The sequence below is a fragment of the Streptomyces sp. NPDC093094 genome, from assembly GCF_044754345.1.
Classification (GTDB): domain Bacteria; phylum Actinomycetota; class Actinomycetes; order Streptomycetales; family Streptomycetaceae; genus Streptomyces.
The window spans coordinates 52,405-78,234 of sequence record NZ_JBIVOX010000024.1; the positions used below are offsets into that span (position 1 = coordinate 52,405).

Annotated in this window: 18 protein-coding genes and 1 pseudogene; 7 read left to right on the plus strand and 12 right to left on the minus strand. The window is 72.5% G+C overall.

Going from position 1 to position 25,830, the window contains the following annotated elements; translation table 11 throughout:
- The first annotated feature begins 148 nt into the window (after positions 1-148).
- Positions 149-1,537: a Tat pathway signal protein gene (locus ACIQGV_RS34685; protein ID WP_402502070.1), complete on the plus strand. Its 1,389-nt coding sequence runs from the start codon at positions 149-151 to the stop codon at positions 1,535-1,537.
- A 72-nt stretch (positions 1,538-1,609) separates the two neighbouring features.
- Positions 1,610-2,110 carry an SAM-dependent methyltransferase gene (locus tag ACIQGV_RS34690; RefSeq protein WP_402502073.1) on the plus strand — a complete coding sequence of 167 codons (501 nt, stop codon included), beginning with the start codon at positions 1,610-1,612 and terminating at the stop codon, positions 2,108-2,110.
- A gap of 466 nt (positions 2,111-2,576) precedes the next feature.
- Here the strand turns inward: ACIQGV_RS34690 and ACIQGV_RS34695 are convergent, their stop codons facing one another.
- Together ACIQGV_RS34695 and ACIQGV_RS34700 are read right to left on the minus strand one after the other, a co-directional pair.
- On the minus strand, positions 2,577-2,732 hold the full coding sequence (locus ACIQGV_RS34695) for a hypothetical protein (protein ID WP_402502076.1): 156 nt from the start codon (positions 2,730-2,732) through the stop codon (positions 2,577-2,579).
- Positions 2,733-2,899: 167 nt separating this feature from the next.
- A complete protein-coding gene (locus ACIQGV_RS34700; protein WP_402502078.1) occupies positions 2,900-6,529 on the minus strand; it encodes a CHAT domain-containing protein in 3,630 nt (1,209 codons plus the stop codon).
- 188 nt (positions 6,530-6,717) lie between these two features.
- On the opposite strand from ACIQGV_RS34700, the gene ACIQGV_RS34705 reads away from it, so the two are divergent.
- The 3 genes and pseudogenes from ACIQGV_RS34705 to ACIQGV_RS34715 all read left to right on the plus strand — a co-directional run.
- Positions 6,718-7,095: a hypothetical protein gene (locus tag ACIQGV_RS34705; protein ID WP_402502081.1), complete on the plus strand. Its 378-nt coding sequence runs from the start codon at positions 6,718-6,720 to the stop codon at positions 7,093-7,095.
- A gap of 1 nt (position 7,096) precedes the next feature.
- Positions 7,097-8,041, plus strand: a complete 945-nt coding sequence (locus ACIQGV_RS34710) for a hypothetical protein (protein ID WP_402502084.1) — start codon at positions 7,097-7,099, stop codon at positions 8,039-8,041.
- A 229-nt stretch (positions 8,042-8,270) separates the two neighbouring features.
- Positions 8,271-8,435 (plus strand): annotated as a pseudogene (locus ACIQGV_RS34715) (DUF4345 family protein); the annotation flags it as partial.
- 336 nt (positions 8,436-8,771) lie between these two features.
- Here the strand turns inward: ACIQGV_RS34715 and ACIQGV_RS34720 are convergent.
- From ACIQGV_RS34720 to ACIQGV_RS34760, 9 genes are read right to left on the minus strand one after another with little or no spacing between them, the layout of a single operon-like run.
- A complete protein-coding gene (locus tag ACIQGV_RS34720) occupies positions 8,772-11,402 on the minus strand; it encodes an ATP/GTP-binding protein (RefSeq protein WP_402502087.1) in 2,631 nt (876 codons plus the stop codon).
- Positions 11,378-12,025 (minus strand): hypothetical protein, encoded by a 648-nt coding sequence (locus ACIQGV_RS34725; protein WP_402502089.1) that lies wholly within the window; start codon positions 12,023-12,025, stop codon positions 11,378-11,380. The genes ACIQGV_RS34720 and ACIQGV_RS34725 overlap by 25 nt, the downstream gene beginning before the upstream one ends.
- Entirely contained in the window at positions 12,022-13,173 is a 1,152-nt protein-coding gene (locus tag ACIQGV_RS34730; RefSeq protein WP_402502092.1) for a C40 family peptidase, read from the minus strand. Before ACIQGV_RS34730 ends, ACIQGV_RS34725 begins: the two co-directional genes overlap by 4 nt.
- Positions 13,170-16,001 carry a hypothetical protein gene (locus ACIQGV_RS34735; RefSeq protein ID WP_402502096.1) on the minus strand — a complete coding sequence of 944 codons (2,832 nt, stop codon included), beginning with the start codon at positions 15,999-16,001 and terminating at the stop codon, positions 13,170-13,172. The genes ACIQGV_RS34730 and ACIQGV_RS34735 overlap by 4 nt, the downstream gene beginning before the upstream one ends.
- On the minus strand, positions 16,001-16,435 hold the full coding sequence (locus ACIQGV_RS34740; RefSeq protein ID WP_402502099.1) for a hypothetical protein: 435 nt from the start codon (positions 16,433-16,435) through the stop codon (positions 16,001-16,003). The genes ACIQGV_RS34735 and ACIQGV_RS34740 overlap by 1 nt, the downstream gene beginning before the upstream one ends.
- Positions 16,432-19,134, minus strand: coding sequence for an ATP-binding protein (locus tag ACIQGV_RS34745; RefSeq protein WP_402502102.1), 2,703 nt, complete (start codon positions 19,132-19,134; stop codon positions 16,432-16,434). Before ACIQGV_RS34745 ends, ACIQGV_RS34740 begins: the two co-directional genes overlap by 4 nt.
- Positions 19,131-19,727 (minus strand): hypothetical protein, encoded by a 597-nt coding sequence (locus tag ACIQGV_RS34750; protein ID WP_402502104.1) that lies wholly within the window; start codon positions 19,725-19,727, stop codon positions 19,131-19,133. The genes ACIQGV_RS34745 and ACIQGV_RS34750 overlap by 4 nt, the downstream gene beginning before the upstream one ends.
- Positions 19,724-20,065, minus strand: coding sequence for a hypothetical protein (locus ACIQGV_RS34755; protein WP_402502107.1), 342 nt, complete (start codon positions 20,063-20,065; stop codon positions 19,724-19,726). Before ACIQGV_RS34755 ends, ACIQGV_RS34750 begins: the two co-directional genes overlap by 4 nt.
- The gene (locus ACIQGV_RS34760; RefSeq protein ID WP_402502110.1) at positions 20,062-21,009 is read right to left on the minus strand and encodes a conjugal transfer protein; all 948 of its coding nucleotides are present in this window, start codon (positions 21,007-21,009) and stop codon (positions 20,062-20,064) included. The genes ACIQGV_RS34755 and ACIQGV_RS34760 overlap by 4 nt, the downstream gene beginning before the upstream one ends.
- A gap of 963 nt (positions 21,010-21,972) precedes the next feature.
- Here ACIQGV_RS34760 and ACIQGV_RS34765 point away from each other — a divergent pair.
- Positions 21,973-23,436 carry a hypothetical protein gene (locus tag ACIQGV_RS34765; RefSeq protein ID WP_402502113.1) on the plus strand — a complete coding sequence of 488 codons (1,464 nt, stop codon included), beginning with the start codon at positions 21,973-21,975 and terminating at the stop codon, positions 23,434-23,436.
- A 583-nt stretch (positions 23,437-24,019) separates the two neighbouring features.
- Entirely contained in the window at positions 24,020-24,802 is a 783-nt protein-coding gene (locus tag ACIQGV_RS34770) for a hypothetical protein (protein ID WP_402502116.1), read from the plus strand.
- A 66-nt stretch (positions 24,803-24,868) separates the two neighbouring features.
- Here ACIQGV_RS34770 and ACIQGV_RS34775 read toward each other — a convergent pair.
- Positions 24,869-25,830 (minus strand): tetratricopeptide repeat protein (locus ACIQGV_RS34775; RefSeq protein ID WP_402502119.1); only part of this gene is annotated, 962 nt, incomplete at its 5' end.

The window sequence follows — 25,830 nt, forward strand, 5'->3', positions numbered from 1 at the left end:
GCATGCCGTGTGACGACTGCTGGCGTGCAAACTGGGTGAGCGTGCCGCTACGTTGAGCGAACCGCGAATCGGCGCCCAGGGGTACGCCCGCACGGACGCCGACACCGTCAAAGGCGTCAAAGATCACTTCGGAATTGAGGGGGCAGCTATGGCCCGTGAGCGAAACGTCGCCCTCGCTGCGCTCCTGCGCGAAGCAGGCTGGTCCCAGCCCCAAGCTGCCGCCGCTGTTGGCCGCGTGGCTGCAGAGAGCGGTGCGCGGGAACTGGAAGCCGTCAGCCGCTCGCACATCGCCATGTGGGTCCAGGGCACTCGGCCGAGCGGAAAGGCACCCCATATCCTGCGCGAGACGCTGTCCCGCAGGCTCGGCCGCCGCCTCACCCTGGCCGACCTGGGGCTGGAGGAAGCGCCAACAGGCGCGACCGACAGCGGTTCCGACTGGAGCGTCGACCCTCTGACCGCACTGGCTGAGATGGGAAGCGACGACCTCGACATGCACCGACGCAAACTGCTGGCGACCACCGCATACTCTGCCGCCGGCCTCGCCCTGCCCGCAGCCACGTGGTGGGCAGCCGCGCCTGCCCAGGCAGCCAACAGGCACGCAGTCTCCCCCCGCACAGTGGCCCAGTCCGACATCGATGACGTCCGTGAACTGACGGCCTTCTACTCCGCACGTGACCAGCAGCGCGGAGGAGCCTCCGGGCGCTCGGCCCTGGCCGGACACCTGCGCGATGAAGCCGTGCCCCTGCTCGGCAGCAGATTCCACAGCGAACAGCTTCGGCGCGACGTGTACTCGGCTGTGGCCGAGATGACCTACCTTGCTGGCTGGATGGCCTTCGACGCCTCCGAGCACCGCAGCGCCCAGCGCTACCTCACTCTCGCCGCCCGCATCGCAGCCGAAGCCGCAGACGGACCGCTCGGCGGCCACATCCTGCGCGCCCTCGCGCACCAGGCCGTGGACCTCGGACACCCGCGCAGAGCAGTCGATCTCGCGGAAGCCTCGATGTCCCGCGACCACTACGGCCAGGCCGGACACCGTGAGAAGGCCCTCCTCGCCATCGTGCACGCACGCGCCCTTGCCGCCGACGGAAACCGCGCCGGAGCCCTTACGGCCATCAGCCGCGCGGAGCGGGACCTCGCCCGAGCCGACAACGAACAGGCCCCAGGACGCGTCGACTTCTTCCAGGACGCCTCCCTCGCCCACGAAACAGCCTGCGCCCTGCGCGACATGGGCCAGCCAGCCGACGCGGAGAACCACTTCCGGCGCAGCGTCGCCACCCGCCGCCGCCAGCAGTACGCCCGCACCCACAGCGTGACCCTCGGCTACCTCGGGGCCGTCCAGGTCCAGCAAGGCCGGCTCGACGAAGCCTGCGTGACCTGGAACCAGGCCCTCGATGCCATGGCCGGTATCCAGTCCGGCCGCGCCCGCGACGTCATCGTCCGGATGCAGAGCGACCTCTCTCCCGTACGGCAACGCGGCGGCCGCCACGTCGACGAACTGGACCGCCGCGCACGGGACATGCTGCGCGCCATAGGCTGACCCCACAACAGATCCGCGGCACCGACCGAAGGCCGCCGCGCAAGCCGCGCCCAGGGAGAGGAGCGAGCACTGATGCCGGCCTACGAGGTCAGATCGATCGCCACGGTCGTCGGAGGTCACACTCGCGTTCAGGACGACTACCAGGGCGGGGTCGAATCGATCATCAGAATCGACGACGCGTACCCCCTCGAAACGCTCCAGGGAATCGAGGAGTTCTCCCACCTGACCGTGACGTGGCGCTTCCACCTGGCGCGGCCCGAGGACGTGCAACTCCATGCGCGCAGCCCACGGGGCAACCAGAACTGGCCGGCGACCGGTACGTTCGTCCACCGCAACCACCGCCGCCCCAACCAACTGGCCATCAGCTACCCGCGGTTGCTCGACGTGAAAGGCCGCGACCTCCTGGTCACCGACCTGGACGCCGTCGATGGGACACCGGTGATCGACCTCGCTCCTTACTTCGAGCAGATGGGGCCGCAGGGCGTGGTCCGGCAACCGCCATGGCCCGGGGAGATGCTCGACCCTGACTACTGGGCGAAAGCCAGTACCCGACCCGGCGAACACCCCCTGTAGGGCATTGCGCTCGAGAGTGACTGCACTGGACTGACTGAGCGGGGCGAGCGCCGGGTTGTGGCTTTCGTTGGCTGCATGTGGGTTTCGCTGCACTGCGGATACCGGAGCCCTGTGACCACTGCGGCCGTCGATGAGGCGGCGGCGAACGACATTCCACAGTTCTGCGGAACCTGTGCAGCAAGCTCCCGAGATGCCGCTATTGCTGCCTCCAGGGCGGCGCGGTCTACGACGCGGAGCGAACCTTCATTCCGCCTGTCGTACTCGCGGCCTGAATTCCTATTTTTCCTGCAGCGACACGACATGTCTTGCTGGTCCCGTCAGCCGCGGGAGCGTCCGAGATCACGGCCGGCCGGCTTGGTGAAGATCCCGCCGGACGCCTCCTTCACAAGGTCTCCCCTTTTCGCCGCTCCGCCGGCGTGCTGGTGCGCTCGGCGGACTGTGGAGTCGACGTTTACCTCCCAGGTGATCAGGCCCCTGGCGTGTCCCCCGAGGCTTGGAGCTGGGTGAGGAACCTCGCCCAGGTCTCGTCCCGCTGCCAGCGCAGGAACAGGACGTACACCCGGTTCCCCGGCCCATCAGGCTCCGGCATGTCGTGCCACGCGGCGCCGGTCGGGTCCGCCACCGTATGCCGCCTATGAGCTGCCGCCGCGTCCACACCTGCGGACGACCCGGCTTGATGCCCAGCGGCAGCAACGGCTTCGGCCGGGCCCGCGGGCCGTTCGTCACCTCACCATGTCCCACCGGACAAGATCACCAACGGTCCAGATCCGCTTCCGCAATGCGCCCTGGCTAGGGGCCCACGTGGAGGTAACAGGCCCAGTTCAAAGGAGAGGCGTGGCCGGGGGTCCGACGCAGTCTCTGGACGGCGTCGTGGAGCGAGCGGGCGGTGTCGCCCGTGCCCTGGCCGGAGGATCTGAGGGCCTGGTAGAACTCGCGCGTGACCGCGGGCGCCGGTCCGTCGGCGAGGCTCCACAGAGTGCCGACCACGTGGGGGAAGCCAGCGAGCTGGAACGCCGCGGCGAGATGGATCGCCTCGTCGGCGAGGCTGCTCGTGCCACGGGCGGTGTGGCAGGCGGAGAGGAAGGCGAGTTCCGCGCCGGAGAGGTCCTGTCCGGCGATCCTGGTCACGGAGAGCGGACCGTCGTACAGGACCAGGTGGCTGTCGGCCGGGTCGTCCGGGTCGTGCATGCCGTGGCAGGCGAAGTGGACCCAGGGATGCGAGGGCAGTGCGGACAGCACGGCGGGCAGGACGGCTTCCTCCGCCGTCCGTTGTGTGAGCCGGTCGCCGAAGAGGTTGCTCAAGCTGGACAGTTCGGTCCGGACACCGGGCAGATCGGTCAGCGGCACCTTGCCTTCGTCGTCTTGCGGTACGCCGGCGACTCCTACCGCGAGGAGCTTCGGCTGCGGGGACGGGCGGTGCGATCTGGCCCTGATGAGTGAGCCCAGGGTCGGGGTGTAGGAGGAGACCACGCGGTCGATGACCCGCGGGCCGTCCTTGGGCCCCGCGGCGTGCAGGGGGAGAAGGGACAGCGGACCGGTGGGGCACCACCACAGGCGAGGCACCGTCGGACCCGGCTGGTCCAGGCCGAGCGCGGCGAGTACGGGTTCGGCGATGTCCTGCCACAGCCAGTGCAGTGTTGTGGTGACCCGGGCGGCCAGCGCGCCCGCTTCGCGGGGGCTGAGAGCGAGTCCGGGCCGGTCGAGCCGACTGATCGCGTCGAGGAAGCCGGCGGCGGCGAGCTCGACGGCCTTCGCGGTGACGCGGGGCAGCTCGACCAGTGTGATGGGGTCCTGGCCCGGGGCGGAGGTGAGCAGCAGGGCGTCGCAGCGGTGGCTGCTGATGTTGATGATCGCGACCGGTCCCTTGTCGGCGGCGCGGTGCAGGCGTTCGAAGGTCGGCGGCTCGAGAAAGGCGGTGAAGTCGGTGAGGCCACGGATCCGGGTCAGGACGTCGTCGAATCTCTCGCTGAGTCCCCAGCGCTGGGACGGGGTGGCGGGGTTCGAGGGGCGAGGGGCGTCCAGACCTGGTTGTCCGCCTTCCAGGTCGGCGCAGATCGCGTCGAACTCTGCCGCCAGGAACGGGTGCCGGGCGCGCAGTGCGGTCCGGTCGGTGCGGGTCTGCATCAGCTGGGACCAGATCACCGAGCGCCCCTGCTCCAGGAGGCGGACGGCACCGGGCAGGTCGTCGGCGGAGATGGCCGCCGCAGCGGCGTCGCCTGCTAGCAGGGGCAGTTGCGCGATCTGAGCCAGCCGGGAAGCCCGGGGGATGCCGCGGTCGGCCAGTCGGGGGAGCAAGTGCTCGATCGCAGTGCGGTAGCTGGCGAGAGCGCCCTTGGGGTCGCCGGTCAGCATGCTCAGTTTGCCCGCGTAGAAGGCAGAGAACAGGCGGGTTCGGGTCGCGGCGGTCCCACTGGCGGTCGACGCCTGGAAGGCCGCCAGAGCCTCTTGTGCAATTTCGGCCAGGCCGCCTGACTCGTACCGTCTCATCAAGGTGGTTCCCAGCTCTGACTGCAGGTGGGCGAGGTTGGGGTCGGCGGGGCTGCGGCTGTGGAGCTCGCGGGCCGTCTCGCGGAGGATGCTGGCAGAGGCGTCGAGGTCGGCCGGGGTGTTGCTGTCGCGAAGCGCCACGGCGAGCTTGAGCAGCATGACGGGGTGGTCGACGTGGGTGGGTGGGGTGACGGCGGTCGCCGTGCGGAGTGCGGTGACCGCGCTGTCGAGGTCCTCGCGCTGCCCGGAGACGCCGTGGCGGGTGTGCAGGGCGGCGGCCAGGTGGGTCAGCGCACGACCGGTCTCGGCGCCGGGCGGCGCGGCGCCCACGGCCGTGCGGGCCGCCGCCACGGAGTTGTCGATGTCTTCGCGATGTCGCAGTGTGACGAACCGGGCGAGCAGGAGGCCGCTGAGCACAGTCGGCGCCGTGTGCTCTGCCGTACCTCGGCGCTCGGCGAGGCTGATGGCGTCCTCGGCCGCCTTGATCGCGGCGGTGAGGTCCTCCAGACTGCCCACTGTCTCGAACCGCATGCGCAGGACGAATGCGAGGGCCGTCAGCCGGTCGACACGTTCGGGCTGGTCCTCGGCAGTGGCCGCGAGTGCGGCGTAGGCGGCGTCGAACGCCTCGGCCAGGTCGGAGGGGTCGGCCTCGAGACGGAAGCGGTGGAACAGCGCCGCGGACTGTGCGGACAGGGCGGGGGCGTGTCCGGGAACCGCTGCGAGCGCCTGGCGGGCGAGCTGCAGGGCCGCTTCCATGTCGTCGGGATCGCCCAGCCGGACGAACTGGCCCAGCAGGCCGGTGGCCAGAGCGGCCAGGACGTCCGGTGCCGGCGGGACGACGTCCAACCCAGTCTCCGACGAACGGGGTTGGCCGCTCAGTGCCAGCGCGTACCGCTGACGCAGGGCATGCATGTTCTGGTGCAGTGCCGCCCGCTGCGGATTATCGGGTCGCGCGAGGCGCTCACCCTTTGCGGTGGCGGCGAGGGCGGCCTCCACGTCCTTGACGTTTCCGGTGGCGGCGTAGCGGGCGAGCAGCATGTTCCCGAGACTGCCCAGCACGCCGGGCAGGGCGGGGTGCTCGCTCGGCATGACACGGGCCTCGCGTGCGGCTGCTTCGACCGCCCTGTCGAGATACTTCTCGATCCGGGTGTGCTGGTATCGCTTCCACTGCAGGACACCGAGCTGGAACGACGAACCGGCCTCGGTGGGCGCTTCGTCGACCACGGCCCGGCAGGCGTCGATCGCCTTGTCGAGGTCGGCGATGTCGTGGTGGTGTTCAAAGAGCGCGTCCCGGACGCTCGCGAGGTGTTCCCGCATCCGCGGTCTCTCTGGATTGCCCTCCGCTGCGTTCGCCGCCAGCTCCATGTGGTGGGCGGCCAGCCTGAGCGCGTCGGGCGTGCCGAGCGCCTTGGCCAACTGCTCCCATGAACTGCCGAGGTTGAACCGGATCGAGGATTGCTCCTCCTCCGGGGCGGTCTGCAGCGCGGCCTCGAGCAGGGCGACGGCGGTGCCGGCAAGCGCGGGGTCGTCATTGGCCGGTCCGCATTCGTGCAGCAGCAGCATGCCCAGCGCGCTGAGCAGGGTGTGCGGTTCCGGGACCGGAGGGGGTGCTGCAGCGAACTCTTCGGCGAGGCGCTGGTGAACGGCGGTCGGCGAGATCGAGTGCAGCAGGCTCAACACGGACAGCCATGCGGGGTAGTCGTACGGGCTCTGCTCCTCGCCCAGGGCCTGGAGACGGACGTCGAGCAGGGCGGCCACCAGACGGGCGAGCGTCAGGTCGTCCTCCGCCACGGTATCGCCGTACAGACGCTCGCCGATCTCGTGGAGCAGCGAGCCAGCCGCGCGCAACGGAGCCGCGGCGAGGGCGATATGGGGGTCGTGCGTGTCGAAGTAGGTCTGGAGGGAGTGCTGCAACAGCTCCGCAGGGCCCATCGCATCCTCGAGTGGTAAGCCTTCGTTGTCTGTCCGGCCCTGCTGCACTGGCGCTCCCGATCCCGCTCGGCCGATCCGTCCGGCTCAGGCTAGTCAGGCGGCGACCGGTCGGAGGCTGATCGCGGCGATTTCCCGCTGTTGCCGACGATTTGCTGAAACGATGTCCGGCACGACTCGGGGAGGTCGGATTGACGGGCAGGAACGCGGCGGCGCTGGCGTATGTGTGCGCCCACTACGAGGAATTGCAGGAGCTGCTCGGCTACGACGGCAACGATCCGTCGACGCCGCTGGCACGGCTGCGTTCGCCCCATGGCGCCGAAGTAGCACAGATCGTAGAGCTGTTGGACGAGGTCGACGCGTCGCTCAGAGCCGCGACCGACGGGTTCGTGAGCATCCATGGTGTCGGCGAGAGTCGTGACGGGCAGCTGAGCGGGCTGGAGCCGCTGGAGCACGTCTTCCGGTGTCCGCTGCGACAGTGCACGGGACGGCACGGCAGCCAGGTGGCCGAAGCCCGCCCGGTCTGCTCGATCAGCCGACGGGAACTGATCCGGGAACGGCTCGTCTGAGGTGGGCGGGCTCTGGGTCGAACTGGGCAGGAAGCTCGCCGACCGCTGGGTGTCGTTGCTGGTCCTGCCCGGGCTGCTCTACCTCGCCGTGGCCGCTGCCGCGCACACCCTGGGCCAGCGGCACGCCCTGGATGCCGCGAGACTGATCCAGGAGGTCACGGCCGCCGCCGAACGGCCAGCCGTGACCGGGGTCGGCGGGCAGATCGTACTGGTGGGGGCGATCGTCGTCGCCGCCGCCGCGGCGGGGCTCGTCGCCGAGGCGACCGGTGCGCTGGTCGAACGTCTGGTTCTGGCCGTCGGCTGGGCGACATGGCCCCTTGGTCTGTCGGCCCTGGCCGACTGGCGCGTACGGCGACGGCAGGAACGCTGGGACAACGCCCACCGCGTCTACCACGAGCAGCGGCAACTCACCCTCGCGCCTGACCCCGACGACCGGCCAGAGTCCGCGGTGGGGCGCGCCGCGCTCGCGAAACGCACCCGGATCGCCCTGGAACGGCCCGAGCGCCCGACCTGGAGCGGCGATCACGTCCAGGCCGTCGCCCTGCGCCTGGACCGCGAGTTCCGCCTGGATTTGGCCGTCCTGTGGCCCTACCTGGAATCCGCCTTGCCCGAGGCCCTGGGCACCCGGATCACCGAGGCCCGGGCCGCGCTGGCCCGTGCCACAACGATCGCCGGATGGGCCGTCCTGTACGCGCCGCTCATCCTGTGGTGGTGGCCCGCCGCCCTCATGACCCTGGTCCTGGCAGCGACCGCCAGGCACCGCTCTCGCGGCTGCGTGGACGCCTACGCCCGTCTCCTCGACGTCGCAGCCCGCCTCCACACAGCTGACCTGGCCACCCGGCTTGGGTTCGACCACACCGGCCCCCTCACGCCCGCGCTCGGCGCCCGCCTCACCCACCACCTCCGCAGCGAGCCTCCGCCACCGCCCGCCTCGCCGGGCGGCTGACGAGGCCTCCCGCGCTCGACGGCCTCACGCACCGGTCTGGTGGGTCACCTCTGCGCCGCAAGCGCGTCCCTCTGCAGTTCTACGACCGCCAGCGGGCTCAGTCCGCGATCCGCCCGGCGCAATGCCTTCACCGTGGCGACCGAGACAATGCCCTCGGTGAAGCCGACGGCGTCCAGGTGGCTGGTGACCCAGCGAGCGCGCAGCTCGGACTCCGTGTCGGCGGTGGAGTGGCGCGGGCCGACTGCTCTCGCTCGCCGTGCATGGCTGGCCTCACTAATTTCAGGACGCTCTGGCGGTGATCGAGCTCGACCTGCAGCCGGTCTTCTTCTGGCTGGCCGACGCAGAGGAGCGGAAACGGCGCAGCGATGTGGAAGTCGTGCCTGCTGGGCGGTGAGAGCGCCCGGATCGGCTACGTAGATCGGGAGGCTGACGCTGCCGGCAGGGAACGGTGTGATCGCGGGCAGCGGCACGGGGTCAGGGTTCGGAGTCCTTGGGTCGCCAGCAGCTCCTCCGGACCCCTGCTACTGACGGTCTGGTGGGCACAGAGTGCTGCTGCTCCAGTCGTATCTGTCTGCTGAACCGGTCCGCCCCTGCCAACGACCAGAGGGACGCGCCGCGGCGAGGTAACTGGGTCAGGCTCGATACCGGTAGCGAGCAGCGCACCCCCGTAGGGTGACCTCTGAGGGGGGCCTGCCCTCGCCTCCGTGTTCACCGAAGGCAGGACGAGTCGTCATTCGAATCCGTACCGGTCGTCCGTGGCCCGGCTGGTCGCAGCATCCTCGGTGGGGGAGTACGCGGCGAGGAAGGCGGTGAGCCGGTTGATCTGGTCGGTGGCGCGGGTGGTGAGGACATCCAGGGGGAGGGCGTGGGCGTTGGTGCGGGCGGCGTGTTCGAGGGCGGGGGCCTGCTGGGGGCGGGCGTGTGGGGCGTAGATGTCGTCCAGATGCGGGCCGCGTAGCTGCACGGGGCCGATGCGGCGGCCGTTGATGGTCATGGAGATGTAGTGCTCGTAGCGTTCCAGCACGGCGATCCGGCCGGGGGTGGGCTCATCGCCCCATTCGGCGGTGACGGGGGCGATGGCGGTGACGGAGCCGGCGGTGGTGGCGAGGGTGGAGGCGTTCTGCAGCAGTGACTGCCGCACCGGGCCGGGCAGCCTCGACAGCAGCTGGGTCATGCCGTGGACCTGGACCCGGTATTTGCGCAGGTCCTCGAACATGGCGGCGATGGTCTCGGGGGCGGCGCCGGTGAGGGTGATCAGTTCGTCGAAGTAGGCGCGGAACGGCACCCGCCGCTCCTCAGGGGTGTCGCGGCGGGAGCGGGCGGCGCGCAGGAGGTCGCGGGCGAGGAGGGCGGTGACGAGGCGGTCGGTGGGTCCGTTCCCGCCGGGGCAGATCCACACGATCATCCGCTGGTCCATGGCGGTGCGGATGTTGTAGGCGCCGTCCGGCTGGCCGAGGAAAGCACGGATGACGGGGTTGGCGGCGAGGCGGGCGATCGGGTTGAGGACCACGGTGAACGCGTCGGGGGACAGGGTCGGGAACACCGTCCACCACCAGCTGCGGGTCTCCGCATCCAGGCGGTCCGCGACCGCGGCGAGTGCCTGGCGACGGAAGGCGTCGTGGGTCAGCAGCGGCCGGATGTGGAAGACGGTGGCCTGGTCCTCGCGCCGCCCAGCCTGGCAGGCGGCGTCGTTGACGGCGGTCAGGACGGTCAGGGCGGCGGTGAGGATGGTGATCGCCCTCGGTGCGCTCGCGTCGTCCCAGGCGAGGGCTGCGGCGAAGGCGTCGGTGAGCGCTTCGACGACCTCGTGGGCCCTTTGGCCGTGGTGCATGCCGAGCGGATTCCAGGAGCTGACCCGCGGGTTCGGCCCGAGGCCGTTGAGGTCGACCAGCGCGATCCGCTCCATCAGGGGGGTGTGGGCGAGGAAGGGCAGGGCGCGGGGCCAGGAGTCGCGGTGAGGGTCGACGAAGACGAGTCCGCCGCCGGCGTGGGCCCAGCCGATCGCCTGCGCCAGCGCCCGCTCGGTCTTGCCTGCGCCGGCCTTACCGACCCCGACCTCGAACAGCGTCTCGCCAGCGTGGGTGGCGACCAGACGGGGCCGTCCGTCGGGTCCGCGGTGGATGCCCTGCAGCAGCAGCCCCGGATCCCCGAAGGAGAAGGTCGGCAGGTCCCCGGCCAGCAGGGGCAGGCGGCAGTGCACGGTGGGGGGTTTGAGCAGCCCGGTCAGTTCCTCCAGCCGCACCCAGTTCACCCGCGGCGGCCGGCACTGCCCCAGCCGCCAGCGGCGTTCGAAGGAACGCCGGGTGGGCCACCGGTCCGCACCCAGCCGCCACGACCCCACCCGCACACCGCGCATCGCCCACCGCGAGCGCCCCCCGAACACATCCAGTGCGGCCTGCACCTGTGCCATCCGTGCCTGCGCCCGCCCTTCGATGTTGGAGGCGCACAGCACCAGCAGCTGCACCCGCACCAGATGGTCGTCGTCGGCGAGCTTGCCCAGCGCCTCGGCCGGGTCCACCCGGCGCGGCACCGGCGGCATCACCAGCCTGCGCCCGGGCTCGGCGTCCTGTCTGCCGGTGAGCAGCTGCCGCAGCTGCCAGCCCACCGACTCCTCGGCCCCGACGGCGCTCTGGCGCAACCATCGCACCGCCCGCTGCGCCTCCCGCTGCTCGCGCCGCCGCGCCGCAGCCATCAGCTGCGCGCGGCGGGCTTTGAGGGCCCAGCGGGGGGCGCGCTGGATGTCCAGGCGGATCTCGGCGAGGTCGCCCAGTTCCGCGCGCAGGTCGGCGACGGCATCCACCAGCGGCTGCAGCGGATCCGGCTGCAGCGGAACGTCCCGCAGCGGTGCGGTGAGTGTGCCGCGCAGCACGAACTCCGCCCGCACCACATGCTCCCGAGCCCGGTCAACGAGGGGCCGGGCCCGCCGCACGGTGACGTCCGGCCCGAACGGTGTGATCGACAGCAGCCGCTCCCCGCCCGCCGGGCCCTCGATGCGGTAGCGCAGCGGCGCACTGCCATCCGCCCGCAACCTCACCTGCACGGTCTTGGAGCGGCGGGGTGCCCACCAGGGCATCGACGTCGACGCCCGGGCCAGCTGCACACCCCGGCGGAAGATCTCCTCCAGGCTCGGATCGAAATGCCGGCCGGGCACCAGCTCCAAGGCCATCCGCTGCTCGGATGCCCGTGCCGCGAGATGCCGCACCACCACGGTCCCCAGGACGGATATGAGGGCGAGGGCCAGGGCGAGGAGATACCAGTGCCGGTACAGCCAGCCCACCGCATCGGCCAGCCGCGACAGCAGACTCACCAGGTCGGCGGTGGCTGCGGCCTGACGGGTCACGAGTTCGGTGTTGGCGCCCACGGCGCCCCCTTCCGGGTTCGGGTGAAGTGCCAGTCGGTGATGCGGCCCTCGAGGTGGGTGCCGCCGTTGTCGATGCCGGCCCACACCAGGTGCACCACCGCCCGCCCGGGACCGCCGGCGCCGTCGCGGCGGGCGATCGCGGCCTGGATCCGGAAGCCCGCCGTGCCGAACGCCCGAGCGCTCGTCTGCCCCGCGCCGGGGAACACCGTGGGCCACCGCGCCCGGCCGCGACCGGTGGCGTCCGCGCGCAGCAGCGCACGGCCCGCACGGAGCAGCTCCTGCTCGTCGGCGGCAGGCAGGTCGGCGGGCCAGGCCGCCTCCAGGGATCGCTGGATGGCCTGGTCGCCGGCCGGTCCCTCGCCGCGCGGCGGAAGCGCGGAAGCACGGGCCGCCGGCAGGCGCGTGGTGGGCCGCGCCGACGGCGCCGTGGCGGTGCTTCGGCTGCCTGAGGGTGGATCAAGCTCCGCTGGCGATGGCCTCGTCGACGCTTGCGGTACAGCTGCTGCGACCGGTGGCTTGTGGCCCGGCGGCCCGGTGAGCAGGACGACTCCGGCGACGGCGAGGACGGCGGTGCTTGCCAGGAGCAGCAGTGGCCGGCGCGATGGGCGGGGTGTGGTGGTCATAGCAGGCGGGCTCCTCCGGCGTAGCCGGGCAGGGCGTCGACGGGGTCGGTGCGGATGAGGGTGCCGGGCCGGGCGGCGTTGATCATCTGTCCGTTTCCGAGGTAGATGCCGACGTGGTGGATGGTGGCGTCGCGGCCGGGGGCGTAGGCGTAGAAGACGAGGTCGCCCGGCCGCAGCGCCCCGGGCCCGAGGGAGGCCGGGATACGCCGGCCGGCTCCGGCCTGGGCGGCCGCGGTACGGGGCAGCTGGATCCCCACCTGGGCGTAGGCGTAGGTGGTCAGCCCCGAACAGTCGAAGCCCCGGATCGTGGCGCCCGTTTTGCCGCTGGGGGAGCAGCAGATCCCGTACGAGGGCCCGTCGGCGTTGCCGCCGCCCCACGCGTAGGGGACCCCGCGCTGGGCCAGGGCCGCCTCCAGCACGGTCCGGACCGTCCCCGTCACCCGGCCCGGATCCGGGCCCTGGACGGCGGCCGTGTACTGATCGACCCAGCCGAGCACGTCGGCCACATACTCCTGCGAGTGGTTGTAGGCGTAGACCGCCGCCTGCAGCTGCTCCCGGTCAGCCAGGTCGCGGCCGCCCCCGCAGAGGTAGACGGCCGCGCCCAGGGCGGCGTCGTCGGCGTTGTGCGGATCCGCTAACCGGTCACCGCCGGCGTCCCTGCCGGTGCTGTTCCAGGTGGAGGGCAGGAACTGGAACGGCCCCACGGCCCGTTCCCCGCCGGCGGTGCCGTCCCAGCGTCCGCGGTCGGTGTCGGGAAAGGCGATGGTGTTCCCGCCCGCTCCGGAACCGTCGAGGAGCACCCCGTAGATCCTCGGGCGGATGTCCCCGCCCGGGCTGATGGCGTGCCCGGTGGCGTGGTTGGACTCGATCTTCGCGATGCCGGCGAGGACCGGCCAGCGCATGCCCCGGCACCCCGGGACGTGCCGGCCGACGAGCTGTACGGCCTTCTGGTAGGCGGTGAGCATCCGCGGCGGGATGTCCGCCGCCGACCCGCCCTCCGGCGCCGAAGCGCCCTGTCCCGCCGCCGACTTGAGCGCGACGTAGGCGCTGATCGCGCCGGTGACGGGCGCCGCGCAGCACACCGCCGCCCCCAGCAGCAGCACGCCCACGCATCCGAAGCGCGCCAGACGGCGCCGCACCCGCGTCATGTCTCGTCCCCTTCTCCGCCCGTGTCTGTGTCCGGGCGTGGCTGCCCGCCGGACGGCGGCTGGCCGGTGTCTGGCCGGGTGCGGCGCAGCAGTTCCTGGAACTGTTCGCGTGCCTGGCGCCGGGTGTCGTCCCGGGCGGCGCGGCCGCCCGGCAGCGCCGAGTCCGTGCGGCCCGCATCCGGTGCTCGGGATGCCGATGGCCTGGTCCGGATCGACGACGGGGAAGCACCACCCGCGGCGGGCGCGGGTGGCGCTTCGCGGGTCAGCGGAACGGGCAGGGAGGCGCCCGTCCCGGCCCCGCGGGTGGCGGGGGTGGAGGTGGGTGCGGCAGGTTGGGGGAGGCGGCGGCTGGTGAACGGGGCCGGGCCGGAGCGGTCGCCGCCGGCGCGTGCGGTGTCGGCGGCGCGGCGGCCGGCGTCGCCCCAGGTGCGGGCGTCTTCGCGGGCGGTGTTGCCCCACACGCGTACCTGCCGGCGGGCGTCGGCGGCGAAGCGGGTGCCGGCGGCGTGGGTGCGGCGGGTGGTGGAGGGCAGGCCGAGGGTGGTCGCGTAGGCGGCGTGGGTGGTGCGGTTGAGGATGCGGTAGCCGCGCAGCCGCACGAGCCGGTTGTGCGCACGGGTGGCCAGCAGCGTGCGGTGGATGTTCTGGTCGTGCAGCACCTGGCCGGTCGATCGGTCGACGATCCGCCCGTCCTCGTCGCGGTAGCGGTCCGACGGTACCCGCCCCTGCGGCTGCCACGGCCCTGCGACCCCGCCGCGCGGGCGGCGGCCGGGCCTGCCCCCTGCTCCACGCCCACCGTCCGGTCCACGCCCAGGTCCTTCGCCCGGCCCGCGTCCGGGCACGCCCGCAGATCCGCCCGGTCCGACGGGTCCGGCCGGGTTCTCGGGGTCGTCGCCTTGGGCGGTGGGGTGCTGCCAGCGGGCGAGCTGCTCGGGGCCGGGCCGCCGTCCGATGAGCAGCCAGTGCGTGCCCTTCCCGCCCAGGCGCGCGCCGAGTCCGGCGAGCGCGCCGGCCGCGGTGAGCGGGGCCAGGCCGCGACTCGCTTCGGCCCGGGCGTCGGCGAGAAGACCGCCGGTGTCGACCGCCATACCCGTCCCGTCGGTGGCGGAGGCGAGGGCGCCCATCAGGCGGCGGCGGGTGCCCAGCAGCCCGAACCGGCCCCCACCCCCGGACAGCCCCCGCAACCCACCGCCCCCATGCCCGCCGCCGCGCAGGGCGGGGGAGTGCATGCCGAGGGCGGCGCCGAGCTCGGAGGTGTCACCGGGCAGGTGGGTCCCGCCGACCTTGGCGTACCGCATCCGCAGCGCCATGCGCCGGCCGAAGCCGGAGATCCCGGCCAGCAGCCGCCGGTGCAGGGCCGCGCCGAGCGCGGCGAGCGCGACCAGCAGCAGCATCCGCTCGATCATCAGGTCGGGGCCCTCGGTGACGGTGGCGTCCACGGCGATGGCGAAGAACGGGATGAACGCACACATCCCCACGACGGTCAGACAGGCGATCCCCCACAGCGACAGCCACTTCCACACCGACTGCCGGGCCGGCCCCGGCAGCATCGCCGCCACGAACGTCACCCCCGACACCGCGGCGGCGGCCGCGCACGCGGCCTGCGTGCCCAGCAGCACCAGCGCCGCCGACAGCAGCATCCCGGCGATGAACACGGCCGCGACCAGCAGCAGCAACACGCCGCCGACCCGCCACCAGGTCGGCTCTTCGGCATAAGCGGCGCAAGCCTCACCGACCTCTCCCGCCTTCTTCAGGTCGGCCAGGAAGGCGACGAACTCGGCGTGGCCTTCGGTCACCGTCGCGTTGAGCCCGTCCAGCGGCAGACCGTTCGTGGGGGCCGGAGCGACGTCCGGCGGGCCGTCGGCGCGGTCGGCCTGGCAGTACTTCTTTGCTTCTCCCCAGATCTTGTCGCAGGGATCGTCCTTTCCGTCCTCCGCCGCCCCGCCATCGCTGCTGCCGGCCTTGTAGCCGCCGGTGATCCACCTGAGGTGGATGTGGTAGGCGGCCCGGTCGGCAGGGGTGGCGGGGTCGAGGATGCGCCCGTACTGCAGCAGCATGTACGGCTTGACGATCAGCGCGTTGGTGATCGAGTCCTGCAGCGGCCGTGCCACCTCCGTCGCCGACACCGGACCCTCGCCCTCACGCTCCAGGCATTTGAGTTCCTGCCGGCCGGCCATGTTGTCGCAGGGGCTTCGGCTGGCGAGCTTGCCGCCCCAGTCGTAGGAGTTCACCGACTCCTGCGCGACCGCGGCCGCCACCTCCTGCGACTGCCCCAAGGGCCCGTCGGCGGCCAGCAGCGTGTCCGGGCGGATCAGCGCGGAGGCGGCGAACGCGGCGATGACCAGGGTCAGCGCCATCTCGCCCAGACCCCGGGCCATCCGGCCGCGCACGATCATGAAGCCGGTGAACACGAACGACCACGCCAGCAGCACCCCCTTCAGGCCCAGGGAGTCGACGACGATGGTGTTGTAGGCGTCGGCGGCCTTCTGCGCGGGCGCGGCCAGCACCTTCAGCAGCGGGAAGCGGAAGGTGACCTCGATCGCCCACCCCGCCAGCCCGACCAGCAGCCGGATCAGCATGAACAGCCCCGACAGCGCGAAGCCGAGGGCCTCGCCCCTGAAGTCGAGGATGCCCTCACCCGCCGCCGTCAGCTCGTACCCGTCGATCGGGACACCCTCGGACGAGGGGATGTTCAGCGGCGCCAGCAGATCCCCGCTCTCCCCGCTGCCGTCGGCGGCATGCACGACCTGCGCGTTGACCACCACGAACACGGCCGCCAGCACCACCACCGTGCCGACACGACGGAGCCTGCCGAGGTCCGGGCGCATCACTCAGCCCGCCCCCGACCAACAACCGTGCGCCCGGCCTGCCACAGCACCATCACGACCAGCGCGCCGACCGGCACCGCAAACCCCAGCATCCCGGCGCGCGCGCCGTGGCTGGCTGCCTCCTGGTCCGGGCCGGAAGCACCGGCCGGTGCGTGGCGTTCGCACAGGTCCGCGACCGCTCCCACGACCAGCCCACAGGAGTCAGCCTGGTCGCCGGAGCCGGAGCCGGAGCCGGAGCCGGAGCCGGAGCCGGAGCCGGAGCCGGGACTGGAGGTGGTGTCGGTGGCGAAGGCGCTGCCGGTGTGCGGCCACCAGCCCTGCGGCACACCGGTCGTGAGCAGCAGGGCCAGCAGGCCGGCACCTGCCAGGGCGAGAGCGAGCAGTCCCGCCGCCACGACGGCCCGGGATAAACGGCTGAGTACAGCAGAGGTCATGCGAAGTCCTCGAGAATGCCGGCGTCCGCGTCTTCCGCAGCGTTCGCCCCGGCGTGCGGCGACGGTACGGAAGCCGCTGACGCGGCGCGTCCGGGAGTGGTGGTGATGGACGTGGTGATGCGGGCGATGCGGGGGATGACGACCTTGATGCGGCCGGTGTTCTGCCGCGGGCAGGTCAGCAGGAACTCGCCCTCCCGCCCCCGCTGCCCGACGGGCGACAGGCCGGTGGTCACCAGCCGCACCAGCTCCGGATCGCCCGGGTCGAGACCGATGAACTCCAGCCCGCGACGGGCTCGTTCACGGTCGGCGGTGCGGGCGAGCGCCCGGTAGGCCATCAGGCCGCGGTCGGGGCCCAGTTCGGCGGCATCGTGCGATCCGGCCAGCAGGCCGGCGCCGTGTTTGCGGCCGTCGTGGAGGATCTCGTGCACCAGTGCAGTGCCCTCGGCGGAGGAGGTGAGCCAGTACAGCTCGTCCAGCACCACCGCCGTGAACCGGTCGGGGTCCTCGAACGCGGTCTGCCGCGCCAGCGCCGCGACCAGATACAGCACCGCCCGCCCGATCAGGGCCTCCAGCGGCTGCTGGTGCAGCACCTCGGGCTTGTCGAACGCGGCCTTCGGCGGCAGCTTCAGCCCCGTGGTCGTGATGACGATCATGTCCGAGGCGCTGGAGGCGTCCAGCCGTACCGGCGGCAGCGACGGGTCGAACACCATCGCCGCGAGCGGGTTGGTGGCCACGACACGGACCAGCCCCGCGAGGGTCGCGGCCGCGTCCTGCCGCCTGCCCGCCCTGCGGCCGGCCATCCCTTCGAGGACTTCCAGCACCCAGTGCATGGACGGCTGCTCGCTCGCGGCCGCCTCCTCCACCGCGTGATGCAGGACCTCGCCGCTGGTGCTCATCGCCGGGATCCCCAGCTGCAGCGTCAGATACGAGAGCGCATAGTGCCGCCCCTCGGGCCCGGCGAACATGCGCAGCGGATCGATGGACACCTCCGCCCGGGCGGCGTCGATGATCTGCGCCCGCCCTGACGCGGCGGTGCGGGCGAAGGACGCCCACTCCCGCACGGGGGTGCGGTCGATGCAGATCGCGCACCCGCCCCGCGCCCACACCGCTTCCGCGATCAGCTTCTGCAGCACGCTCTTGCCGGCGCCGAGGTCACCGACGATCCCCATCGACGCGGAGGCGTCCTGCTTGGGCGCGTCGGCCAGGTTGACCATGACGGGGCGGGTGGTGCCGCAGTCCAGGTCCAGGCCGAGGAACATACCGCCGGGATCACCGACCTCGCCGACAGTGAATGCGCCGCCCAGCGCCCAGTCCTCGCTGACCTGGTGCTGGGTGAACTCCCGCACCATCGCCGGCCGCACTGTGCCCGGCAGGCCGAGCGTGAACAGTGCCTCCTGCAGGCCGGCTGGCCGGACCGCCCGGTAGTCCGCCCCGCCGAGCAGCGCCGCCAGCGCGCGGGCGCGGGCGTCGCAGACGGCGGCGGTGGGCCCCCACACGGTCAGCACGGTCACCGACTGCACCTCCACCTCCACGCTGGTGCGCGACAGGCGGGCGTCGAGTTCGCCGAGGTCGGCTGCGGCGTCGGCGAGGGAGGCGGGCATGCCGGTGGGGCGGGCGTCGTACTGGTCGGCCTGGTCGACGAGCTCGTTCTTCTTGCGCCGCACCTGATCCCGCGCCTTCTCCGCCGGCACCAGCGCCAGATCGACCGTGTAGTCCACCGGGAAGTCCAGCGATTCCAGCTGCGCGAACAGATTCGCCGCGTCCTGGCTGACCGCGGGCGGGCACTCGGCCAGCGCCAGGTGGGCCTGGTAGCCGGTCCCGGCCTCGGACTCGACCTGCAGCCACCTGCGGCCCAGCGGCGAGGCGGCTCTCACCCGCCACCAGGCGCCCCGCCCGGACCGCGAGACCTGCCCGCCCCTTTCCGGCGCACGGGCGTCTTCGTCCTCATCAGGATCGATACCGCCTTCGTGGAGGCGGACCTGGCCGAGGTCGGCGTAGCTGGGCGAGCGCAGCACCCCGCCGCGGACCTGCCCGCCGTACAGGGCGCTGGTCTCGGCTTCGGCGAGCAGGGGTTCGGGCAGGCCGCGGTGCAGGGCGTGCTGGATCATCCACACGATCTCCGCCGGCCGCGCCGGACGCAACGCGATCCCTCCGGCGAGCGCGGCCTCCACCCGGGCGGCCTGCTTCCGGTAGGCGGCGACTTCCCGCGCCGTCACCGGCGCCGCCCGCATCCCCAGCACCGGGGCGATCTCCGCCCACGCCGCACCCAGGGCCGCCGACACCTGCAGACCGGGCGTCTCGGTGTCCAGCGGCACGGCCAGCCACAGGGTGCGGCGGTGCATCTCCTGCCCCTGCAGCAGGTCGAGGGCGGCCTCGACGTTCTCCACCCACGGATGCACACCCGAACCGGATTCCGGCGCCTCGGCGTCGATCCCTTCGATCATCTTCAGCGCGACCTCGCCGGGGTCCGTCTGCGCGGCCAGGCCGAACAGCCGGGGTGCGCCGGTCAGGGAGCGCACCAGATGCGTGGTCCGGGCCAGCTGCTCGTCACGGACGGCGGCGGGCACGTGGGTGCCCTGCACGGTCTCCCGGTGCTGCTCTTGCTTGTCGGGGCCGGGGTGGAGGCGGTAGAGCGCCCACACCCCGCCGTGGACCGACCACAGTAGATGGTCTGCGATGTGGCGGACCGGGACCCTCACCGCACACCCCCGTCCTGCCGGGCGCGGGCGAGGAGTTCCTGCACACCCGACACCGGACCCGCCGACGCAGAGGCAGTCGGCTCAGGACGACGCCGCGCTACCGGAGCGTCGGCGCCGGGCCTTCGCCGCGGTGCCGGGGCGGGACGCTGCCCGGCCGCGCGGGACATCACGGAGGTCTTGGCGGTGCGCTGCAAGGACGTGCCGGGTGCGCTGGGTGTGTCTTCGATGGTGAAGCCGCCGAGTAGCGGGCGGGGTGCGCGGTCGCGGGCGGCCCGTCCGGCGATCCGTCCGCCCTGGGGCTGCCGGCCGAGCTGGAGCAGGCCGAGGGCGGCCTGGACCGGGGCGCGGCCGCGGATGGTGGGGCGGCGCACCGCCCAGATCGCCAGCACCCAGCCCGCCACCGGGATTGGCCCCATCCAGGACCACCAGCTGATCGTCTTCACCAGGAGGAAGCCGCCGCCGACGGCGAGGGCGATCTGCGCGGGGGTGTAGGGGCCCAGCGGGATGTGCCAGTCGGCGACCTTCCCCAGCACCCACGGGTGCCGTCGTGCGGAGGTGTAGAAGCGGCCGGTGCGGCCCGCGGCCGCACTCACAGCACACCACCCGCACCCGGCATCTCGCTGCTCCGGGCGGCCGGTTCGGGTTGGAGGGTGGCGGGGTGGGTGGGGGCGCCGTTGGCGGGGTTGTTGACCTCGTCCTCGAACATGTCGGCGAGGTCGTTGCGGGAGTTGTACAGGCCCAGCGCGATGATCATCAGGAGCAGGGCGCCGATGCCGGCCTTGAGGCTGACTTTCTGGATCATGACGATGACGACGATGGCGAGGAGGCCGGCGGCCAGGCCCTTGGTGGCCCAGTCCTCGACCATGGTGATCCAGCCGTCACCGAGGTCGTCCAGTTGCCCGGCCAGCACGAGCGGGTGCGTGGTGGTCACTTCGTTCCTCCCGTCCGGCTGCTGTTGCTGTCCGTGTCGGTGTTGAGGGAGGCGATCTCCCAGCGGCCCGAGCGGGCGGTGAGGGCGAGGTCGTAGGAGAGCGGCCACCGCCCGGCCCGGTCCCGCGCCTCGACCGACGCCCGCACGCGCACCCTCGTCCCGTCGGCCGGGACGACCTCTGCGGTGGCTGTCTCCTCGACGGCGGTCAGCTGCCGGACGGAGACCGTCGTGAACGGGGGAGGGGAGACGGCGCGTGCGGTGGCGCCGGGGGCGAGGTAGCGGTCGACCTCCCCGGCGCCGGTGAGGTAGGCGGCGAGGAACTCTGCGACCGTGGTGGACAGATCCCCGTCGGGCACGGCCACCCCATACGGGGACGCGGGTGTCTTGGCGCGGCCGGGTCCGGCCACGACCGCAGGCGCACCGGTCACCGTGAAGGAGCGTCCGTCCGCGTCGGCGGCGACGGGTACGGCGTAGTAGAGAAGGCGTCCGTCGGCGTACTGCACAGCCACCGTCACCGACCACGCATCGTCCGAGTGCTGCGCACTGCGCACAGCCGTCACCGTCTGCGGGACCGGCTGCGCAGTCGCCGCATCGGGCAGTTCGACGTCCGGCGCCATCGACTGCGCAAGCCGCGCCTGCGCCGTCTGCGCATCGCCTGCGCGACTGCGCAGCCAAGCGTCGGTGAACAACTGCGCATAGCCCGACGGGTCTGAGGCTTGGGCGACGGCGGCGGTGCGCACACGCGCCGGCGTGTGCGCACCGGCCGCTTCGACCACCGTCGGATCGGTGGTGAGCGCGAGCGTGAGGGCGAGGGGACCGGACGCGATCAGCGCCCACACCGCCGTACGGGACAGGCGCACCCGCCGCCGCATCGTCTGCAGACGGGCGCCGGCCGCGACGGGTGCCGCGGCCCGGTCCGGTGGGGCCTGCTTGCCAGAAGGCATGGTCGAACTCCCAGGTCAGAACGGACGCTTCCGACCTCGAGACAACCCGCCCGCCCCGACCAGACCACAGACCACCAGACCCCGACCACGGTCACGATGCGGACACAAAACCCCTGGTACGCCCCGTGGTACGCCCGACCACGGGGCGTACCACGCCCGCCGCCCGGGGCGTGCTGTGTACCAAGGGGGTGGCCGCCGTGTTGGACGCCGATGGCCGGCTGCGCATCCGCGTCTGTGCGCAGCTGGCCGATGTGCGCGCAGTGAGCTGATGCGCGTGAGCGGTCTGCGCAATGACCTCTGCGCACAAACGGCCGCGCACACGCGACTGCGCAGCCGCTGTGCGCAGCATGCGCCAGCGCTGCGCAACGGGCTGCGCAACGGGCTGCGCAACGGGCTGCGCAACGGGCTGCGCAACGGGCTGCGCAGTCGCACCTGGCTCGGTCTGACCATGCGTCGTCGGACCCGACCACGAGGCCGACCATGCTTGGCCGGACCCCGACCATGGGCCCGACCATGCCTGGTCGCGTCCCGACCATGAGGCAGACCACGCTCATCGGACCCGGCCACGGGCCGGACCATGAGTGTGGGGCGCAGACCACGGGTGCACGGGCGGCGCGGAAGCCGCCCCGGTGCCCTGACGTCGTTTCGCCGGGGAGCAGAAGTGCCACCCGGCGCCAGGCCCTTACGGTTCGGGGTGGGCTCCGATCGGGGCTGCGGGTGCGGTGTCCGGCGGGCCTGCTGGGTCGGAGTGCCGTGGTACACCCCGTGGTCGGGCCGACCACGGCAGGTGTTGCCGGATCGTGACTGTGGTCGGGGTCTGGTGGTCGGCTTTGTGGTCGGGGGCGGCGGGTGTGCTGGAGGCATGGATCTGACACGCGCACCGTTACCGAGGAGCCTCCGACAGCCTTACCGCCTGCTTCAGGACGCTGGCCGCCTCGCGCCGCTGCCGGGCGGGGGCGCGTGATGGCCGCCGGACTGAAGGCGGGGATCCGGCGTGGGGTGATGGCGGCGGACCGGTTCACTCAGATCGCCAACGGCCTGTTCCGCGACGCCTGGCTGTCGTTCAAAGCGAAGGGCGTGTTCGGCTTCATCAGCACGCACACCGTCGGCTGGCATGTGACGGTCGCCGACCTCATGCGCGCGGGTCCGGACGGGCGGCACGCGGTGCGCGCCGCTGTGGCCGAACTGCAGGAGCACGGCTATCTCGTGCGCGAGCAGCTGCGGCACGGCGACGGGACGCTCGGCGAGGTCGTCTACGCGATCACCGACCGCCCCGCCCTCCAGGACGTGGTCCTGACGGACACCGCCCCCGTCGGCGCCGGGGAGGATGGTCCGGGCGCTGGGCCTGGGGTGGGGGTGCGGCGTGGGGTGATGGCGGCGGACCGGTTCACCCAGGTCGCCAACGGCCTGTTCCGTGATCCTCGTCTGTCGTTCAAGGCGAAGGGGCTGTTCGGGCTGCTGTCCACGCACCGTGACGGCTGGCGCATGAGCGTCACCGATCTCACCCGCCGGGCCCGGGACGGCGAGGCGGCCGTCAAGGGCGGGCTGACGGAGCTGGAACAGCACGGCTTCCTGCTGCGCGAACGCCACCGCCGCACCGACGGAACCCTCGGCGGGATGACGTATGTGATCACCGACCTACCCGCTCTGCAAAACCCCACGTCGCAACCGGTATCAGGTTTTCCACCAGTGGATTGTCCGACGTCGGATAATCACGGCACTAAGAACACCATCGTTAAGAAGACCACCCAGCAGAACACCAGCCCCCTCCGTCCGTGCGCCGCCGACCCCGACGACGAGGCGTCGACGGACCAAGGCACGGAGGGCCGGGCACCCGTGCCGGTGCCGCGGCTGGCTCCGGCGGACGAGATGCATCCCGGCATCCGGCTGCTGCTTCAGATCGGGTCGGAGCGTCCCGAGCTGCTGCTGACCGGGAAGGCGCTCACCGATCAGGGTCGGGTGGCCACGGTGATGATGGACGCCGGCTTCAGCGCGGAGCAGCTGCGGCACATCGTTGCGGGCCGTCCGCTGCCTGCCCCGGTGCGGACCTCGGTCGGCGCGATCGTCGCCGCCCGCCTGCGGGCCGCCCAGGCCTACCCGCCGCCCACCCTCACCGGGCACCACCACGACCCCGCCCACATGCACGGCGAGCGGTCGGCCCGGCCGGTGCCGGTGGAGCGTTCGACGGCTGCGGGCGCCGCCCGCACCGTCGATGAGGCGCTTGCCTACCGGGCGCTGGTGGAGTGCGCCGGCTGCGGCGTGCCCGCGACCGCTCCGGGTGAGGACCTGTGCCCGGCCTGCCTGGGCTGGCCGCCCTGCCGCACCTGTCCCGGCCCCACCCCCCGCCGCGCCACCCCGACAGGCGACGGCCGCTGCACCACCTGCGCCACCGTGGCGGTCGACGGCCCGGAAGGCAGCACCCCGTGACCGGCCGCCTCACGGGCCACGAGCGCCCCTTCGCCGGTGATCCGCAGCGCTGGGAGACCGAGCGGCATCGCGCCCTGCGGCGTGGGAAGGCCCGTGGGGGTGCCTGGGTGTCTGTCTGCGGGCCTGCTGTCGTGTTCGAGTCCACCGGGTGGGGTTGGCTCGCCTGGCCCGCCTCAGCAGACGACGGCATCCCCACCGCCCCTCAGCAGATCGGGGTGCTCGCCCCCGACGCGACCCGCTGGCACCGGCCGAGGTTGCGGTGGCTCACCAGACGCCCCGCCCGCCACCTCACCGTCAAGCCCGTCCCCAGACGCCTGCGACTGTCCACTGCCGCGGCCGCATTGGCCAGCAGCGCAGCCGGGCTGCTCGCCCTCGGCCACGGCGTTCCCGCAGGCGTCGCCGTCCCGGCGATGCTCCTCCCCGCCCTCCTGCCCGGCCGTCTCGACACCCGCGTCCAGGAGCACGTCCGCATGTCGAAGGCGACGCCTCCTGCCGCTACCTCCAGCGCCTCGCTGGCCTGCACAGCTACCTGGTCCGGGCCACTAACGGCAGCACCCGCTACGAACTTTGCCGCTCCGCCGAAGTGGGCGGGCAGCTGCTGTGGGAGGCCGCCGGCCTGCTCCAGGACCACGACAGTCGTGCCGTGTCCGCCGACCTGATCGTGCGCGAGCGGCTCATGCTGCAACTCGCCCATCAGATCGCCCGGATGACCGAGATCCTCACCGTCGACGATCGCACTGCGAGCCCTGGCACCCCTCGCCGTGTCCGTCCACCGGCGGCCGCCACGACCTGGTGCACCTCTCCCGAGAAGGAATCCCCTATGCCTGAATCCGCCGTTCCGGCCCCGCACACCGCCGACGTCTTCCTGCTGTTCGCCCACGAGCCGTACTACCCCGGCCCCGGCACCCGCGAGATCAACACCACCGTGGTGGCGGCCGCCTCCCTGCTCCACCCCCACCTGCGGCAGCCGGACGGAGTCCGCGTCCACGACCTGCTCACCCGCGGCCGTCGGCCCGGCGAGATCGTCCCGCTGGCCACCCTCACCCACGAACTCGACGGCGGTGCGCGCTGGCCCCAGGTTGGCGACTGGGAAACCGTCACCACGGACCTCGTCGGGCTTGTCCGCGAGGGCTTGTGCGACGCTCTCAGCCTCGGCCTGTCCGACGTCCCCCGCGCCCTGTTATGCACCGCCCCTGACGGCCGGGTACGCGCCTACGACGCCGTCACCGACACCTTCCTCGCCTACGGGCCCGACGAGCGTGCCGCCGTGCTCGTGGAGGTCGGCCGGTTCCTCGAGGCGCTGACAGCCGAGCAGCCGCTGTGGCCCGGCGACGGACTGCTCACCCCCGTCTCCCGCCGCACGTGAACGCGAGAGACACGGCGTCCCTGACCACGTGTCTGGCGGCGTATGCCGGTTGAGGAGGACGGGTGCTTACGGCTGCCAGGGGGGTGTCGGCGTACCGTCCGGGTCCAGGCCGTTCGGCCACAGCCTCTTGAGCAACTCCCCCATCCCTCTCAGGGGGTAGGGGTGGTCGCCGTGGTCGGCGGCTTGGCGGGCGAGGTTTTCGGCGCCCATCTGGTCTCCGGCTTTCTCCCGCATCTCCGCCAGGAGGACGAGGGCGTCGGTGTTGCCGTGGTCGGCGGCCTGCCGGAGAAGGGCCTCGGCGCCGCCCGGGTCCCCGGTTTCCTCCCGCATCTTCGCCAGGCTGGGCAGGGCCCCGGTGTCGCCGTGGTCGGCGGCTTGGAGGGCGAGGGTTTCGGCGCCGGTCGGGTCCCCGGCCCTCTCCCGCATCTCCGCCAGGAGGACGAGGGCGGTGGTGTTGCCGTGGTCGGCGGCGGCTTGGCGGGCGAGGCTTTCGGCACCGCGCGGGTCCCCGGTTTCCTCCCGCATTTCCGTCAGGTTGTACAGGGCGGTGATGTTGCCGTGGTCGGCGGCTTGGCGGGCGAGGGTTTCGGCGTCCTCCCGGTTCCCAGCTTCCTCCTGCCTCATCGCCAGGCTGACCAGGGCGTCGGTGTTGCCGTGGTCGGCGGCCTGCCGGAGCAGGGTTTCGGCGCTGGTAGGGTCCCCGGCCAGCTCCCGAATCTCCGCCAGGCGGGTCAGGGCGGTGGTGTTGCCGCGGTCGGCGGCCTGGCGGGCGAGGTTTTCGGCACCGCCCGGATCCCCGGCCGTCTCCTGCCTCATCGCCAGGCGGTACAGGACATGGGTGTTGCCGTGGTCGGCGGCCTGCCGGAGAAGAGTCTCGGCGTCCTCCCGGTTCCCGGCTTCCTCCCGCCTCATGGCCAGGTTGTACAGGGCGCTGGTGTTGCCGTGGTCGGCGGCTTGGCGGGCGAGGGTTTCGGCGCCGGTCGGGTCTCCGGCGTTCTCCCGCCTCATGGCCAGGTTGTACAGGGCGG

Bases quoted from the DNA above. Each gene is read 5' to 3' on its own strand.
- ACIQGV_RS34700 (WP_402502078.1), bottom strand. From the start codon at position 6,529: ATGGGCCCTGCGGAGCTGTTGCAGCACTCCCTCCAGACCTACTTCGAC.
- ACIQGV_RS34685 (WP_402502070.1), top strand. From the start codon at position 149: ATGGCCCGTGAGCGAAACGTCGCCCTCGCTGCGCTCCTGCGCGAAGCA.
- ACIQGV_RS34740 (WP_402502099.1), bottom strand. From the start codon at position 16,435: ATGACCTCTGCTGTACTCAGCCGTTTATCCCGGGCCGTCGTGGCGGCG.
- ACIQGV_RS34725 (WP_402502089.1), bottom strand. From the start codon at position 12,025: ATGACCACCACACCCCGCCCATCGCGCCGGCCACTGCTGCTCCTGGCA.
- ACIQGV_RS34730 (WP_402502092.1), bottom strand. From the start codon at position 13,173: ATGACGCGGGTGCGGCGCCGTCTGGCGCGCTTCGGATGCGTGGGCGTG.
- ACIQGV_RS34765 (WP_402502113.1), top strand. From the start codon at position 21,973: ATGGCCGCCGGACTGAAGGCGGGGATCCGGCGTGGGGTGATGGCGGCG.
- ACIQGV_RS34760 (WP_402502110.1), bottom strand. From the start codon at position 21,009: ATGCCTTCTGGCAAGCAGGCCCCACCGGACCGGGCCGCGGCACCCGTC.
- ACIQGV_RS34735 (WP_402502096.1), bottom strand. From the start codon at position 16,001: ATGCGCCCGGACCTCGGCAGGCTCCGTCGTGTCGGCACGGTGGTGGTG.
- ACIQGV_RS34690 (WP_402502073.1), top strand. From the start codon at position 1,610: ATGCCGGCCTACGAGGTCAGATCGATCGCCACGGTCGTCGGAGGTCAC.